Source organism: Streptomyces sp. NPDC033966 (assembly GCF_055575955.1).
This window is the reverse complement of the sequence record NZ_JBVIRQ010000010.1, coordinates 125,694-141,411: the sequence shown is the minus strand read 5'-3', so window position 1 is coordinate 141,411 and position 15,718 is coordinate 125,694. Positions and strand designations below refer to the sequence as shown.

The following is a 15,718-nucleotide window of genomic DNA, read 5'->3' as shown; positions in this document are numbered from 1 at the left end:
CGGAAGGGTGCGCCCAGCCTCCCGCCACCGCTTGACGAGGGACAGGTAGATCGCGGGCTGGTCACCGGCCCCGAAAGGGCCGGGGGACCGCCATCCGTACGACGCCCCGGCCGCCCCCCGCGGCGGCTGGCCCGCGGTCCCCCGCGGCGGCTGGCCCGCCGCCGCCCGGGCCGTGGGCTGCTCCCCGCGGCTGGCGGGGATGCGCACCCAGCCACGGCCGCCCTGTGCTCGCTCCGCGTCCATCGCGGACCCCTCTCAGGTGGATCTCAGCGTAGATACGTCTCCGGTCGCCCGGCGGCGGCCCGGACCGGCCGGGCAGCGCCGGAGGAGCCCGGCAGCGGACCCCGGGCGCCGAGGCGCTTGCGGACTCCCTTCACCAGTCTCCCCGCCGTGAACCCCGCACCGTGCACGAATCGCATGGAAGGTCCGAATGAGGGAGCCGTCAGCAGTCCCGCGAAGAACAGCCCCGGCCAGGAGGACTCGAAGCCCGCGCTCAGCTCCGGCGTGCCGCTGTCGCCCACGGTGGCCAGCGCGGCCCGCAGCCGCGCGTCGAGCAGTTCCAGCCGGTCCAGCCGCGCCGCGAACCCGGTCGCCGCGATGACGTGCGCGGTGTCCAGTACGACGGACTCCCCGGCCGGCGTGGTCAGTCCGAGCCGGGTACGGCCGCCCACCGCCACCGCCCGGTTCAGCCGGTGCCCCATCAGCGCGGGCACCCGCCGCTCGAAGCGGTCCCGCAGCCACCACGCCCCGGCGGGCCCCAGCGCCGTGGCGGCGATCCGCTCGCGCGTCGGCGCGGGCAGCCGCCGCACCGCCCACGGCAGCTCCGACCACACCCAGCTGCGCCACCCGGTGCCGAGACCGCTGTGCGGGTCGCGCAGGGCCCGGGCCAGCGGCCGTTCCAGGGGCTGCGGGACGGTGTTCCAGTTCAGCCGGGACCGCCGGGCCACCAGACACGGCCGGGCCCCCGCCTCCGCGAGCAGCGCGGCCGTCTCCAGCGCGGCCTGCCCGGCCCCCAGGACGGCGACCTCGCGCCCGGCGAAGCGGGACAGGTCGCGGTGGCCGCTGCTGTGCGAGTAGTGGCCCGGGGGCAGCTCGCGCAGCGCCCCGGGGTAGTGCGTGAAGGGCATCACGCCGACGGCCAGGGCGACCGTACGGGCGAGCAGCGGCGGCCCGTCGGCGGTGCGGACGAGGAAGCCGTCGCCCTGCGGGGTGACCTCGGTGACGGTGGCCTCCTCCACCTCGGGCAGGCCGGCGTGCCGGGCGAACCAGAGCCCGTACGCGCTGAAGGTGCCGATCGGCAGGGGGCTGCCGTGCTCGGCGGCCAGGCCCCGGGTGGCGCAGTACTCGGCCAGGGTGTAGCGGCCGCCGGGCGCGGAGAGGTTGGAGGACCAGGGCTCCGACTTCAGGTACATGCCCTCGGGCATGTGGTCCCGCCAGGACGCCATGGGCCGGCCCAGCACCCGTACCCCGAGCCCGGCCGCCGCCGCGTGCGCGGCGATCGACAGCCCGTACGGGCCGGCGCCGACCACCACGAGATCGTCCGTCCGCCTCACGGCCACTCCTTCCACCAGATCGCCACCGAGTCACCACGTCACCAAGCCACCACGTCACCACGTCGCCGAGCCACCACGTCGCCGAGCCGCGAACCACCGCGTCGCCGGGCCCACCCCGGCGCCGCGGTACGACACCGCCGCGCCGCCGCGTCACCGCACCGCCGGAATGCGACGCCGCGTCACATGTCACGGCGTCACATCCCACGACATCACCGCGTCACCGCGCCATCGGCGCGCGTCACCGCGTCACCGGCTCGCGTCACCGCGTCACCTCGTCACCGGCTCACCAGCTCGTCCGGCTCCGCCGAAGCCCCCGGCGGGGTCTGGCCGGCCGCCGGCCCCGAGGGCTGGGACGGCGGCCACGACCGTTCGCCGCCGCGCTGGCGCGGCGCCCGCACCGCCCGGACCGTACGCCGCCCCTGCGCCGGGACACCCCGCAGGGCGCGGACCCCCTTGCCGAAGCCGCGCCCCAGGAACGCGCGGAGCATCGCCAGGAACGGCCACAGGTCGTCGAGGGCGAACCAGGCCGCCTCCACCCGCACCCGCTCCCCGCGCGGCAGCACCCGCACCGGGCCGGGCCCCGCGTCACGCCCCCGCTCCCCGGCCCCGGCCTCCGCCGGACCCGCCGGACCCGCCGGAACGGGCGCGGCGGCGGCGCGGCGCGGCAGCGCACGGCCCCGTACGGCGGCCAGCAGCGCGTAGTTCTCCGCGACGAAGACCCGCCCGGGACCGCCCGACGGCGTCGGCACCCGCTGGCCCGTCAGGTCCAGGTACATGGCCTGGACCACGTCCAGCCCCGAGTCGTCGGCGAACAGCCTGAACTGCGCGCCCGGCCGCGGGTTGAAGTCCACCAGCCGGAACGTGCCGCACTCGTCCCGGCGGAAGTCGAGGTCCAGGATCCCCTGGTAGCCGAGCCGTTCCGCGAGCCGCAGCGCCGATTCCTCCACCGCCGGGTCCGGCAGCCAGCGCCCCACCGCCGTCAGCCCGGTCCGCACCGGCCAGGACAGCTCCTTGCGGCCGGAGCCGGCCAGCAGCGGCCGCCCGTCCCGGGCGAAGGCCCCGTGGAAGAACCAGTCGGTGTCCGGCCCCGCGGGCAGGAACCGCTGGAGCAGCAGCCGGCTCCCGGCTTCGGCGGAGCGCTCGTACAACCGGCGTGCGTCGGCGGCCGTGTTGACGAGCGTGGTGCTCCGCAGTCCGGTGCCGCCCGGCAGCAGCCACGGCCGGCTCCACTTCGCCACCACCGGCAGCCCGAGCCGCCACGCGGCCCGCGCCGCCTCGGCGCCGCTCGCCGGGATCACGGTCTCCGGGTGCGGGACGCCCCAGCGGCCGCACAGCCGCGACAGCTCCGCCTTGTCCGCCACCCGGGCGGGCAGGTCGTCGGGCTGATGGGGAATCCGGAAACGGTCCGTCAGCATCGGTGCGACCCGGGACACGGCGATCGCGCTCATGTCGTCCATGGCCACGAGCACCGCCGGCCGCCCGATCCGCTCCGACACCCCGACCAGGCACTCCAGCAGCACCTCGGGCTCCTCGGGATCCAGCCCGCCCACGGGGCCGGCGTGCACGGCGCGCAGATAGCGCGAACGCCCCACGGGACCTCCCCCGGCTTCGACGACGGCATGGACCTCCACGCCCTTGCGCCCAAGGGATCTGACGGCGCCGAGGGTTCCGTGGTGGAACGGATTCCGATCGAGTCTGAGCAGAACAGCGGGCACATGGCCGTCGAACGCGTTCATGGGAACGGTGTCTTTCACCTAGTCGGACCAAGCGGAGAGGATGCGCACCTGCGAATGGCCTACCCAGCGGCCACCGGACAGGCCATTCGTCAGATCTGATGCCTAACGTCTTTTACAAGCACACCGGTTCGCGAAAGCTCGGGAGACGCCATGCCCAGACCACGCCACCGCCTGGTGAGCACCTGCGTCGGTACGGTGACGGCCGGGCTGCTCGCCACCGGCGCCGCGCTCGCGGCCCCGGACGACGAGCCCCCCAGGGGCTCCGACACCGCCATGGGCGCCTACCTCGGCTACGGGCCGCCCGGGGTCGCCCGCATCCCCTACCTGTCGCGCTGGCTCGGCGGCAGGGAGATCCGGGTCGGGCACACCTATCTCCCCGGCGACCAGTGGCCGGGCATCGAGGGCAACGTGAGCTTCCTCGCGGACTGGGCCGAGTGGCGCCGGGCCGAGGACGACCGGATGTTCGTGCTCAACGTGCCGATGCAGGCCCGCAACGAGGACCGGGTGCCGGACTGGCAGGTGGTCCAGCTGATCCGGGCCGGCGCGGAGGGCCAGTACGACCGGCACTTCCGCAAGCTCGCCGAGCGGCTGGTGGCCCTGGGCGTGCCGGACACGGTGATCGTGCTCGGCTGGGAGATGAACGGCACCACGTACACCCACCGCTGCGGGCCCGACCCGCAGAACTGGAAGGCGTACTGGAAGCGCATCGTCAACGCGATGCGCTCCGTCCCCGGGCAGCGGTTCAAGTTCGATTTCGCCCCCAACCGGGGGACGGACGCGATCGGCTGGACCAAGTGCTACCCGGGCGACGACGTGGTCGACGTCATCGGCATGGATTCGTACGACCAGGGTCCGGGCCGGACCTTCGACGAGCAGGTCCGCCAGCCGTACGGGCTCCAGCAGCACGTCGACTTCGCGAAAGCACACGGCAAGCAGATCTCGTACCCGGAGTGGGGGCTGTTCCGGAACGGGGACAACCCGGAGTACGTCCGGCAGATGCTGAAGTGGATCGACCAGCACAAGCCGCTCTACCACACCATCACCGACTACTGCCCGCACGGCGTCTGGCGGTGCAAGCAGAACCCGCAGTCGGCGAAGGTCTTCCGCGAGGCGATGGGCGAGCACGAGCCGTCCGAGCCGACCCCGCACGTCCCGACGCCGCCCGTGGTCCCGACGCCCCCGGTGGTCCCCAAGCCGGACATCCCGACGCCCCAGGTCCCGATCCCGCAGTTCCCGACGCCGAACGTCCCGAAGCCCGAGGCGCCCAGGCCGGAGGCGCCCAAGCCGGAGGCCACGAAGCCCGAGGCCCCGAAGCCCGGCATCCCCAAGCCCGAGGCGCCCAAGCCCGAGGCTCCGAAGCCGGACGCCCCCAAGCCCGAGGCTCCGAAGCCCGACGTGCCCGCCCCGCAGATCCCGACCCCCGAGGCGTCCGTGCCGCCGGTCGGGCCCGCTCCGGCCGAGCCCGCTCCGGTCGACCCGGCGCCCGTCGACCCGGCGCCGGCTCCCGTCGAGCCCACGCCGGCCGTCCCCGAACCGGTGCCCGTCACCCCGTTGCCGGAGGTCACCGTCCCGCCCCCGTTCCCGCCCGAGCCGGCCCCGGAGCCGTCCCCCGAGGTCTCGGTGCCCGTGCCCCCGGTGCTGTCCCCGAGCCCCCTCGCACCCAGGCCCCAGCCGAGCCAGCCCACGCCGCCCACGCAGCCGACCAAGCCCGAGCCGAGGCCCCAGCCCAACGACAGCAGGCAGTGGTGCCTCCCGCTCGACCTCGGCGAGTGGCTGAACAGCCTCCTGGGAAACCAGTCGATCTGCTTCCGCTTCGACTGGGGCAAGGACTCCGGCTTCTGGCCCTTCTAGACGGGTCACCGGACGGATCGCTGGACGGGTCATCGCACCCGCAGTTCGTTCAGCCGCGCCCGCCAGTCCCGGGCGGCCGGCAGCGCCTCGCGCAGCGCGTCCACCGCCCGCTCGCGCCCCGTGATCTGCGACTCGTACAGCCGCAGCAGGGGCGCGAGCCCGTGCGTGGCCAGCAGCAGGCGCTGGTTGACCACCGTCTCGGGCCGCCAGTGGTTCTTGTACGGCTCGTTGCCGCGCAGGAAGCTCACCACCGGCCGGCCCTCCTCCAGGGCCCGGCCCGCCTCGTAGCGCAGCAGCAGCGTCGCGACGTCCACCTTCCGCTCGCGCAGGTCGGGGTCGGCCCCGTACAGGTAGCCGCCGCTCAGCGCGGCCGAGAGCAGCGTCACGTTGGCCGCGACCACCTTCCCGTCCAGCCGGAACTCGGTGAGCCGGCCCTCCCCCGCCCGCACCATCCGCCGGGTGGCCCGGGTCAGGTGTTCGGCGAAGCGGGGCCTCAGGTGCTCGGGGGTCACCCCGCGGCCCCGCCACTGCTTCTCGTGGAGCCGCAGCAGGGTGCGTACGGCCTGCGGCACCTCCCGCTCGGTGACCTCGTGCTCCTCGATCCCCACGGCGTCGGTCTTGCGCAGCTTGGCCCGCACGCGCTGCGCGCCGGAGGCCGGCATCCGCTTGACGAGCTGGTCGAAGGGCAGCGCGGGCAGCTCCATGCAGGTGGAGTCGGCGGTCTTGGCGCCGACCCCGGGCCACGCCTCGTACAGGGCCTCCGCGACGGCGCCCGGGCGCACCTCGCGCAGGTCGACGACGGCGGCGCGGGCCGCCCGGTGCAGCCCGTTGGCCAGGGCCGGGACGACCTGGTCGGCGTACTCGGCGGCGGCGAGCACGTCGAAGTAGTCGGTGATCGGCCCGCCGAGCGGCACCAGCCGCGGCAGCGGCCGGTGTACGAGCATCAGCGCGGCCGCGCCGACGAGTTCCTCGCCGCGCCGCACGAGCAGGACCCGGAGCCGGCCGTCCTTCCCGTACGACAGCCACCAGGAGTGCAGCCAGGCGTGGCTCTGGAAGGGGGTGGCGGTGGGGCAGTTCCGGACGAGCCGGTTCCAGGACTCCTCCAGCGCGGCGAACTGCCGGGGGTCTCGGCACAGCGTCACCGTCAGGGCCCCGGCGGAGCCCCGCGTCATCGCACGGACTCCTTCTCCTTGGTCTCGGTGTGCTCTCCCTGGGCGGGCAGCGAGGCGTACTCCTCCACCACCGGGCGGCCGGTCCCCTGTTCCTTGCGGCGGGCCGGCCGGGCCAGCATCCACAGCCCGCCGAGGAGCCCGCCGGCGCACAGTCCGACGGCTCCGCTGATGGGGGCGGAGGGGGAGGCGGGGTCGCTGGGCGCGACGGCCTGGTTGAACAGCAGCAGCTGCACGCCGGTGTTCTTCGCGGCCTGGTTGCTGCTCAGCGAGAGGGCGTCGGCGACGGCGTTGGCGATGTCTGCGGCCTCGGAGGGGCTCTTGGAGGTTCCGGTGATGGCGATCATCGGGGAGTCGGGGGAGGTCTCGGCGCGGACCTGGGTGCGCAGCCGCTGGGCGCTGATGCCGGCGCGGGGCTGGGCGTAGGCGAGGGTGGAGCTGCTGGTCGCGATCCGGCCGTAGGCCTGGGCGAAGCCGAGGGCGGTGGCCGGCTCGGTGGTCTCGTTCGGTACGGCGACGACGTAGCTGGTGGCGGCGTATTCGGGGGCCTTGAGCACCCCGTACGCGCCGCCCGCGGCCAGTCCGAGCAGGGCGCAGGCGGGCAGCGGCCACCAGGCGGGCGGCGGCAGGAGCCGGCGCTTGCGCTCGGAGCGGTGGTCGGACTTCTTCTGGTCGGGGGTGTCGGCCATGTGCGGTGCCTTCCTGGGTGGAGGGGGGTTCGTGCGGCCCCGGCCGTTCCCCTGGCCGGGGGTGGAGCGAGGGGGGATCAGCCGTCCCCGCCGGGTTCGGCGCGGGCCGGCCCCGCCTGGGGGCACCTCCCAGCGGGGGCTGGGGGAGTCCGGGGCGCGGGTTCCGCGGCCGGCGCGGGTCCGGGCACGGGCGCGGGCGCGGCCGACGCGGGGTCCTGCGGGCGGGCCGCGGGCAGCGGCCCCGGCACGGCGGGCCCGGACCCTGCCGGGCCGGTGGAGGCGGGCGCCGCACCGGAACCCTCCGCACCGGAACCCTCCGCACCGGACCCCGCCTCCGACGCCGCAGCCCCCGACGCCGGAGCCCCCGAGCCCGGTTCCGCCGCCACGGCCGCGGCGTCCGCCGCCTGCGGCACCGGCACCGGCGCGGCCAGCGCGAGGGCGTACACGTCCAGCAGCTGCGCGGCGGTGCGCGTGATGTCGTACCGGCGCACCACCGGGGGCGGCGGGAGCCGGCGCGCGCCCGCCTCCATGTGCCCGCGCAGCGCGGCGACCAGTTCCTCCGTGCCGGTGCCGATCCGCCGGGCCCCCGGGGCCTGGGCGGCGGGGAGGTCGTCGATGGCGGGGCAGGTCACGTGCAGCACGGGCAGCCCGGCGGCGAGGGCCTCGACGACGGCGAGCCCGAACGCCTCCTCCCGCGACGGCGAGACGAAGACGTCCATGGCGGCCAGCAGGGCGGGGATCCCGGGGGTGCGCCCGTCGGGGCTGTCGCCGAGCGGGTCGCGCTCGCCGAGCAGGTGGATCCGGCTCTGGGCGCCCAGTTCGGCGGCGAGCAGCCGCAGCGCGGCCCGCTCGGGGCCGTCCCCGGCCAGCAGCAGGTGCGCGCCGGGGAGTGCGGCGACGGCCCTGACGAGTACGTCGAACCGCTTGCCCGGCACCAGGCGCCCCACCCCGCCCACCACGAAGGCCCGTTCGGGCAGCCCGGTCCGGGCCCGGGCGGCGCGGCGTACGCCCTCGTCGAAGCGGAAGCGGGCGGCCTCGATCCCGTTCGGGACGACGTGCACCCGGGCGGCGGGCACCCCCCACCCCTCCAGCCGGGCGGCGACGGTTCCGGAGACGGCGACGGTGGCCGCGCCGAGCCGTTCGCTCGCCAGGTACAGGGCGCGTACCCCGCCGGTGAGCGGACGGCCCTCGATCTCGCCCTCGCCGAGGGAGTGTTCGGTGGCCACGGTGACCGGGACGCCGGCGAGCCGGGCCGCGAGGCGCCCGTACACGCAGGCCCGGTAGAGGTGGGTGTGGACGAGGTCGTAGCGGCCGCGCCGGATGAACCGGACCAGCCGCGGCAGTGCGCCGAGGTCGCGGTTGCCGCGCATGCCCAGGTGCACGACCCGGACCCCGTCGGCCCGCAGCCCCTCGGCGACGGGGCCGGGGTTGGTCAGCGTCAGCACGTCGCAGGGCATCGGCATGTGCCGCAGCAGCAGCCGCAGTTGCTGCTCGGCACCGCCGACGCCCAGCCCGGTGATGACGTGCAGGGCCCTGATGTCCTTGACGTCCTTGACGCCCTTGGCGGCTTTCACGCCCTTGCCGCCCTTGCCGCCCTTGATGCCCTTGGCGCCCTTGGCGGCTTTCACGTCGCTCACCGCAGCACCCTCCTGCGCAGCTCCCGCACCTGGTGCCGCAGCCGCTTGACGCGCAGCCGCGCGGGTCCGTCGGCCTGGCTGACGTGGGTGCGGGGCAGGGCGTGGCGGCCGGCGAGCCGGCCGGGGGAGATCGCGCAGGCGTAGTCGTAGCCGGCGGTCCGGGAGGCTTCGACGACCCGGGCGTCGAGGTGCCCGTACGGGTAGCAGAAGCCCTCGGGGAGGGTGCCGGTCAGTTCGCGGATCAGCTCGCGGCTGCCGCGCAGCTCCTGTTGGAGGACGTCGTCGGGGGCGGCGGTGAGGTCCTGGTGGAGCAGGCCGTGGGAGCCGATCTCCTGTCCCGCGGCGGCGACTTCGCGGATCTGCTCGGCGGTGAGGAGGGGCTTGCGGGGGCCCAGCGGGTCCCAGACGTTGTCGACGCCGAGCCGGCCGGGCAGTACGAACAGGGTGGCGGTGCAGCCGTGGCGGCGCAGCAGGGGCAGGGCGCGGGTCAGGAAGTCGGTGTAGCCGTCGTCGAAGGTGAGCCCGACGAGGCCGCGGCCGCGCCCGGCGGCGCGGGCCCGCAGCAGTTCGCCGACGCCGACGCCGCGCAGGCCGCGGGCGCGCAGCCACAGCAGCTGGGCCTCCAGGACGGCGGGGGTGACGGTGATGCCGTACGGGTCCTCGGCGGGGTCGGTGAACTCGGCGACCGAGTGGTACATCAGGACCCACGGGGACCTGCTCCGGCGGGCGGGGCCCGTCACGGCGGCGGGGGCCGTGTCGGTGTCAGCGGACATTGCGGAACCTCTGGGTGAGCTGGGTGATCCGGACGGCGGTGTGGGAGCCGAGCTGGCTGATCTGGCCGGGCAGGGCGGTGATCTCCAGCGCCCGTATGGCCATGCCGGTGGCTCCGAACATGGCGGGGACGAGCAGGCAGCCGAGGGCGGCGCTGACGAGCGGGTCGGCGATCATCGGGCCGGCGAGCCAGCCGGTGCCGCAGGCGGCGGCGGCCGCGACGGCGAGCCGGCCGATGCTGACGGCGACCCGGCGGACCTGGATGGCGATGATGCGGGAGCCGAGGCCGGTGAGGAGCAGGGCGGCGGTGGTGGAGATGCCGGCGGCGTTGGAGGCGGCGATGCCGTAGGTGCCCCACCAGCCGACGGCGAAGGCTCCGGCGACGATGTTGACGAGGAGTCCGGCGCCCATCGCGAGCGCCGGGAACCAGGTGGGCCGGGAGGTCGAGAAGAAGGGCCGGGACAGCGCGCCGACGAGGCAGTGGCCGAGGAGGCCGAGGCCGTAGACCCGCATCGCGGAGGCGGTGGCGAGGGTGTCCTGGTGGGTGAAGGCGCCGCGTTCGAAGAGGACCTGGATGATCTGCGGGGCGTAGCCGATGACGAGGGCGGTGCCCATGAGGACGGCCAGCGAGGCCAGCGCCAGGTCCTGCTCCACCCGCCGGCGGGCCTTCTCGCGTTCCCCGCCGGCCATGGCCTGGGCGACGACGGGGAAGGTGACGGTGCAGATCATCAGGGACAGCACCATCGGCATCTGCGCGACCTTCTGCGCGTAGTTGAGGTGCGAGATGGCGCCGGGCGGGAGGGAGGCGGCGAGGAAGCGTTCGACGAGTACCTGCGACTGCCGGAAGACCGCGAAGAAGATGACGGGGGCGATGAGCCCGAAGGCGATGAGGGTGGGCCGGTCGCGGTCGCGCTGGCTGCGCGGGGCGCCCTTGGCGCGGCTGGGGGCGAAGCCGACGTTGCGGATGAAGGCGGGGAGCTGCACGAGGACCATCAGCAGCCCGCCGGCGGCGACCCCGGCGGCGGCGGCCCGGACCCCCCACAGGGTGTGGAGGGCGACCATGGTGCCGATGATCCCGACGTTGTACGAGACGTAGATCGCGGCGGGCGGCAGGAACGAGCGGTGGGCGCGCAGGGCGGCGCTGAAGTACCCGGCGATGCCGAAGGTGATGACGGTGAGGGCGGTCATCCGGGTGCACTGGACGGCGAGTCCGGGGTCGGGCAGGCCGGGTGCGAGGACGCCGACGACGAGCGGCGCGGCGACGATGAGGACGGAGGCCACGGCGGCGAGGAACACGGCCAGCCGGGGCAGGGTCGCGCCGACGAGGAGCCGTACGGGGTCGGCCGCGCGGGCTTCCATGCGGGTGAGCCCGGCCCGGCTGGCGGCCCGGCGGGCGAGGGCGTGGCTGAAGGCGGGGACCATCAGCAGGGCCATGGCGTCCTCGATGAGGAGCGTCGAGGCCATCTCGGGGACGGTCCAGGAGATGAGGAAGGCGTCGCTGTCGTGCCCGGCGCCGAAGAGATGGGCGATGGTCTGGTCGCGTACGAGCCCGAACACGGCCCCGGCCGCGGTCAGTCCGGCGGTGACGGCGGCGGCCTTGGCGAGGAACCGCCCGAGCGGCGCGGTCCCGCTGCCGCCGGTCTCACCGGCTGCGGGAGCGCCCGCGCCGGGCCGCCCGCCGTGCCGCCCCCGCCGCACGGGAACCCGCCCGCCGGCGCCGGCACGGCCCGGCTCCGGGGCGCGGCGGCGGCCGGCGACCGCGCAGCCGGGCCGCGCGTCCCCGCGTACCGCGTCCCGCGCCCCGTCGCGCACCGCCTCCCGGGCTCCGTCGCGTACCGCGTCCCGCACGTCCGACCCCCACGGCTCGGCCACCGTCCGGCCACCTCCCGCCCCTGCTCGGCCCGTGTCCGGCGCACCGGGTGCGCGCCCGCGGCCGTCCGCCGCGCCCTGCTCCCCCGGGGTCCCGCCCCGGCCCGGGCCGTCGTGTCCCGGCACCGCGGCGGGCGGACCCGCCGGGCTTCCGGGACCCGGCGCGCCCGGGCCGGGGGCCGGGTCCGGGGCGGTGCGGCCGCGGCCGGCCGGTGGTCCGGCCGGGGCGGTACCCGCGGAGCCCGCGGGCGCGGCGACCTCGGTCGCCGCGGCCGCGGGCCGCCGCCAGGGAGTCGTATCGGTCACCGGCCGGCCGGCCCCTCGGCGGCCAGCGGGCCGCGCCCGGGCGGGGAGCCGCGGCCGGAGCCGGAGCCGGAGCCGAATCCCCCGGAGGGCAGGGCCCACCACGCCGCGAGCCCGATGATCACGCCGGTCAGCACGGTGGACGGCCCGCCGATGTCCGCGTACAGGAAGTCGGTCAGCTGCCACACGAACAGCCCGGTCGCGATCAGCCCGCAGTCCCGGACGGCCCGGTCGGCCCCCACCGCGCACCGCCGCAGCCCCGCGACCAGCAGCGCGGCCCAGCCGCCCGCCAGCGCGAGCAGACCGATCAGGCCCTGTTCGCTGAGGATGAGGAGGTACATGTTGTGCGGGGACAGCAGCGGCTGCTTGATGAAGGCCTGTCCGGCGCCGGCGGTGTCGCTGCCGGAGGACAGTCCCAGCGAGGAGTGGCCGTCGCGGTGCGCGGGGAAGCCCTTGAGGCCCACCCCCACCGCCGGGCGCTCCCGCCACATCGACTCGGCGGCGGCCCACATCGTGTAGCGGTCCGTCACGGACTGGTCGGGGGCGCTGGAGACCTGGGTGATGGAGGTCAGCCGCTCCGCGACCATCTCGGAGCCGACCCCGAGTCCGCCGACGAGGACGACGCCCAGCGCGGCCAGCGCGACGAGCACCCGCAGGGCCCGCCGGATCCCGGCCATGGCCATCACCAGTACGGCCGCCCCGAGGGTGGCGATCCAGGCGCCGCGGCTGAAGGACAGCACCAGCGGCAGCACCAGCGCGAGGGCGCAGGCCCCGGCGGTCCGGCGGACCCGCTCGGGCAGTCCGGGCGCGAGCGCGGCGGCGGTCGCGACGACGAGTCCGTACGCGACGACGGTGGCCATGCCCATCACGTCGCCGGGGCCGAAGGTCCCCACGGCGCGGACGTTCTCGCCCTGGTACGAGGCCCCGGTGTGGGTGGCGTACTGCACGACCCCCACCGCTCCCTGGACCAGCGCCAGTACGACGAAGCACCCGGCGGCGATCCGGAACTCGCGGGCGTCGCGCACCAGCAGCACCACGGCCGCCGGGACGAGCACGAAGACCTGGAGGTAGCGCACGAACCCGGGCAGGGCGGCGTACGGGTCACCGGCGGTCATCGTGGACACCGCGAGCCCGACGCCCGGGGCGCCGAGCACGAGTACGCCGAGCGGGCTCAGGGTCCGCACCCGGCCGCGCAGGGCCTGGATCCCGCAGACGAGGGCGAGCAGCAGCGAGGCGGCGTCGGCGGGGCCGACCTTGCCGGAGGCGGTCGCGTCGCCGGCGGGGAGCGGGGCGAGGAGGAACAGGACGGTCGCGGCGAGGGGCAGCAGCGGCCAGTGGCGGCGCAGCGGGCCCGCGACGAGGGCGCGTACGCCGTCGGAGGCGGAACCCGGTGCGGATGCGGCGAGGCTCATGCTCAGCTCCCTCCCAGCCGGAAGCGGAAGAAGGAGGCGGCGGTGCGGGCGAGGATCCACAGGTCCTGCCACAGCGACCAGGTGTCGATGTAGTGGTTGTCGAAGCGGGCCCGGTCCTCGATGGAGGTGTCGCCGCGCAGCCCGTTGATCTGGGCGAGGCCGGTGATGCCGACGGGCATCCGGTGGCGGGCCTCGTAGCCGGGGTGGACGGTGCTGAACTTGGCGACGAAGAAGGGGCGTTCGGGGCGGGGGCCGACCAGGCTCATGTCACCCCGTACGACGTTCCACAGCTGGGGCAGCTCGTCCAGCGAGGACTTGCGCAGGAAGGAGCCGACCGGGCTCATGCGGCGGTCGCCGGCGACGGTCCAGCGGGTGGCGGACTCGTGTTCGTCGGCGCGCAGGGTGCGGAACTTCAGCAGGGTGAAGGGCCGTCCGTAGAGGCCGACCCGCTCCTGCCGGAAGATCACCCCGCGTCCGTCGGAGAGCCGGACGGCGAGGGCGCAGGCGCCCATGACGGGGGCGGCGGCGAGCAGCGCGAGGGCGGCGAGGCAGGAGTCGATGGCCCGCTTCGCGGCCCGTTCCAGCGGCCGGGAGGGGCGCGGCAGCAGTGGTTGTACGGCGTATCCCCAGAGCTGGTCGGCGGGCTGCGCGACGCGCATGCCGGTGACCTTGGCGGTCCCGGCGGGGTCGGCGAGCCAGAGCCGGCAGCCGTGGTCGTGGAAGAGCCGGACCAGGGAGGCGGTGCGTTCGTCGGCCTCGGGGGGACAGGTGAAGACGGCGTGCCGGACGGAGTTCTGGATGACGGCGCGGCGGACGTCCTCGTGGGTGGCGAGGACGGGGAGCTGGCCGGGGTCCCCGTCGGCGGGGGCGGCGGTGTCGGCGATCCCGACGGGGCGCAGTCCGTACTCGGGGCGGCCGTGCAGGGCGGCGGCGACGGCGCCGGTGCCCTCGCCGGGCCCGACCACGAGGGCCGAGACGGGGCGTCGTACGGCGGCACGGCGGCGGAGCTGGTTGACGAACCCGCGTCCCGCGCACACCAGTACGACCTGGAGGCAGACGGCGCCGAGGAGCACGCTCCAGCCGAGGGCGCGCTGGGGTGCGGCGGCGGCGAGGAGGGCGGCGGCCCCGGACCAGAGCACGGCGGCGCGCCCGGCCAGGGCGGGCAGTTCGCGCAGCGCGGAGGGGGCGAGCCGGGGCCGGTAGAGGCCGGCCTGTGCGTGCAGGGCGGTGAGCAGGGCGGCGGCAGGCAGTACGGCTTCGGGGGGCAGGGTGCCGACGGGCAGGGTGGTCGCGGTGACGGCGGCGGCGAGCGCGTCGGCGGTCAGCAGCGCGGTGACGCCTTCGCTGCGGCGGGCCCGCTGCGGCCGGACGGCGGTGCGCGCCCGGTCGGCGCGGGGTCCGCGCGGGGGGTGGATGGCGGTCACGGCACGGCGGGTTTCGGCGGGAGCCGCGGGGGCGAAGGCGCTGCCGCCGGCGTGCCCCGTGCCGCCCTGCCCGGTGTGCCGGGCGGGTGCGCTGTCCATCGTCATCGGCTGATGCGCTCCTGGTTCATGGGCCGGGGCCTGCCCAGCAGTTCGTGGTACAGGCCGGTGACCGCGTCCGTGGTCCGCCGCACGTCGAACTCGGTCCGGGCGTGCTGCTGGGCCTGCTCCCCGAGTTCGGTGAGCAGCCGCGGTTCGGCGAGCAGCCGCCCCACGGCCTTGGCCAGTGCCGTCGGGTCCTCCGGCGGTACCAGGCAGAGCCGTCCCTGGCCGGACGGCAGGCTCTCCCGGGCACCGCTGACGTCGGAGACCAGGACCGGGCGGCCGCAGGCCATGGCTTCGAGCGGGGCGAGCGCCATGCCTTCCCACCGCGACGGCAGTACAACGAGATCGGCGGCGCGAAGCCACGGTCGGATGTCGGCGGCGGCCCCGGCGAAGTGGACGCCGGGGGGTGCGGTGCGGCGCAGCCGCTCGGCGTCGGGTCCGTCGCCGACGAGGGCGAGGCGGGCGTCCGGGACGGTGCCGAGGACTTCCGGCCAGGCGCGCAGCAGGACGTCCTGGCCCTTCTGCGGGCAGAGCCGGCCGACGCAGACGGCGAGGGGGCCGCCGTCGGGCAGCCGGAGTGCGGTGCGGGCCGCGGCGCGGCCGCCGTCGCGGTCGCCGCGGGCGGGGCGGAAGCGGGTGAGGTCGACGCCGTTGCGGATCACCGCCCAGCGGGCGGTGATCCCTTCGGACTCGCCGGCCCGGCGTTCGGCTTCGCTGACGCAGAGCACCCGGTCGGCCCAGCGGGCGCCGACCCGCTCCCAGCGCAGCGCGAGGGCGGCGGTGGTGCCGCTGACGGCGTCGAAGGACCAGGCGTGGGGCTGGAACACGGTCGGCAGGGAGCCGCGTACGGCGAGGCGTCCGGCGAGCCCGGCCTTGGCGCTGTGGGCGTGCAGCAGGTCGGGGCGCAGGCGCTTGATCAGCCGGGCGGCGCCGAGGACCTCGGCGGCCAGGCCGGGTCCGGGGGAGCGTCCGGCGCGCCAGGTGTGCACCTCGGCTCCGGCGTCGCGCGCGGCGTCGGCGAGCTGCCCGCCGCGCGGGCAGCCGACGAGTACGCGCAGTCCGGCGGCGGTCTGCCCCCGTACGAGGTCGGTGACGACGCGGGCGACGCCCCCGTCGACGGGCTGGACGAGGTGGAGGACGGTGAAGGAGGAACCGGAACCGGCCGGTGACGGGTCCGGCGAGGGGTGTTTCGGCACGTGGAG

The 15,718-nt window shown here is 76.1% G+C and carries 10 protein-coding genes and 1 pseudogene; 1 reads left to right on the top strand and 10 read right to left on the bottom strand.

What is annotated here, in order from left to right:
* Window positions 1-266 precede the first annotated feature (266 nt).
* Window positions 267-1,553, bottom strand: a complete 1,287-nt coding sequence (locus ACZ518_RS26985; protein WP_469115586.1) for an NAD(P)-binding domain-containing protein — start codon at window positions 1,551-1,553, stop codon at window positions 267-269.
* A 275-nt stretch (window positions 1,554-1,828) separates the two neighbouring features.
* Window positions 1,829-3,145 carry a carboxylate--amine ligase gene (locus tag ACZ518_RS26980; protein WP_469115585.1) on the bottom strand — a complete coding sequence of 439 codons (1,317 nt, stop codon included), beginning with the start codon at window positions 3,143-3,145 and terminating at the stop codon, window positions 1,829-1,831.
* A 294-nt stretch (window positions 3,146-3,439) separates the two neighbouring features.
* On the opposite strand from ACZ518_RS26980, the gene ACZ518_RS26975 reads away from it, so the two are divergent.
* A complete protein-coding gene (locus tag ACZ518_RS26975) occupies window positions 3,440-5,140 on the top strand; it encodes a glycoside hydrolase family 26 protein (protein WP_469115584.1) in 1,701 nt (566 codons plus the stop codon).
* Window positions 5,141-5,169: 29 nt separating this feature from the next.
* On the opposite strand, the gene ACZ518_RS26970 is transcribed toward ACZ518_RS26975, so the two are convergent.
* The 8 genes and pseudogenes from ACZ518_RS26970 to ACZ518_RS26935 all read right to left on the bottom strand — a co-directional run bounded on the left by ACZ518_RS26970 (window position 5,170) and on the right by ACZ518_RS26935 (window position 15,712).
* Entirely contained in the window at window positions 5,170-6,312 is a 1,143-nt protein-coding gene (locus ACZ518_RS26970; protein ID WP_469115583.1) for a GNAT family N-acetyltransferase, read from the bottom strand.
* Entirely contained in the window at window positions 6,309-6,998 is a 690-nt protein-coding gene (locus tag ACZ518_RS26965) for a YveK family protein (RefSeq protein ID WP_469115582.1), read from the bottom strand. The genes ACZ518_RS26970 and ACZ518_RS26965 overlap by 4 nt, the downstream gene beginning before the upstream one ends.
* A gap of 413 nt (window positions 6,999-7,411) precedes the next feature.
* A pseudogene (locus ACZ518_RS26960) lies at window positions 7,412-8,536 on the bottom strand (glycosyltransferase); the annotation flags it as partial.
* Window positions 8,537-8,631: 95 nt separating this feature from the next.
* Window positions 8,632-9,408 (bottom strand): polysaccharide deacetylase family protein, encoded by a 777-nt coding sequence (locus ACZ518_RS26955; protein ID WP_469115581.1) that lies wholly within the window; start codon window positions 9,406-9,408, stop codon window positions 8,632-8,634.
* A complete protein-coding gene (gene murJ, locus ACZ518_RS26950) occupies window positions 9,398-11,218 on the bottom strand; it encodes a murein biosynthesis integral membrane protein MurJ (RefSeq protein ID WP_469115750.1) in 1,821 nt (606 codons plus the stop codon). Before murJ ends, ACZ518_RS26955 begins: the two co-directional genes overlap by 11 nt.
* Window positions 11,219-11,577: 359 nt before the next feature.
* Window positions 11,578-12,996 carry an O-antigen ligase family protein gene (locus ACZ518_RS26945; protein WP_469115749.1) on the bottom strand — a complete coding sequence of 473 codons (1,419 nt, stop codon included), beginning with the start codon at window positions 12,994-12,996 and terminating at the stop codon, window positions 11,578-11,580.
* On the bottom strand, window positions 12,993-14,519 hold the full coding sequence (locus ACZ518_RS26940) for a sugar transferase (RefSeq protein WP_469115580.1): 1,527 nt from the start codon (window positions 14,517-14,519) through the stop codon (window positions 12,993-12,995). Before ACZ518_RS26940 ends, ACZ518_RS26945 begins: the two co-directional genes overlap by 4 nt.
* On the bottom strand, window positions 14,516-15,712 hold the full coding sequence (locus ACZ518_RS26935) for a glycosyltransferase (RefSeq protein ID WP_469115579.1): 1,197 nt from the start codon (window positions 15,710-15,712) through the stop codon (window positions 14,516-14,518). Before ACZ518_RS26935 ends, ACZ518_RS26940 begins: the two co-directional genes overlap by 4 nt.
* Window positions 15,713-15,718: the final 6 nt, after the last annotated feature.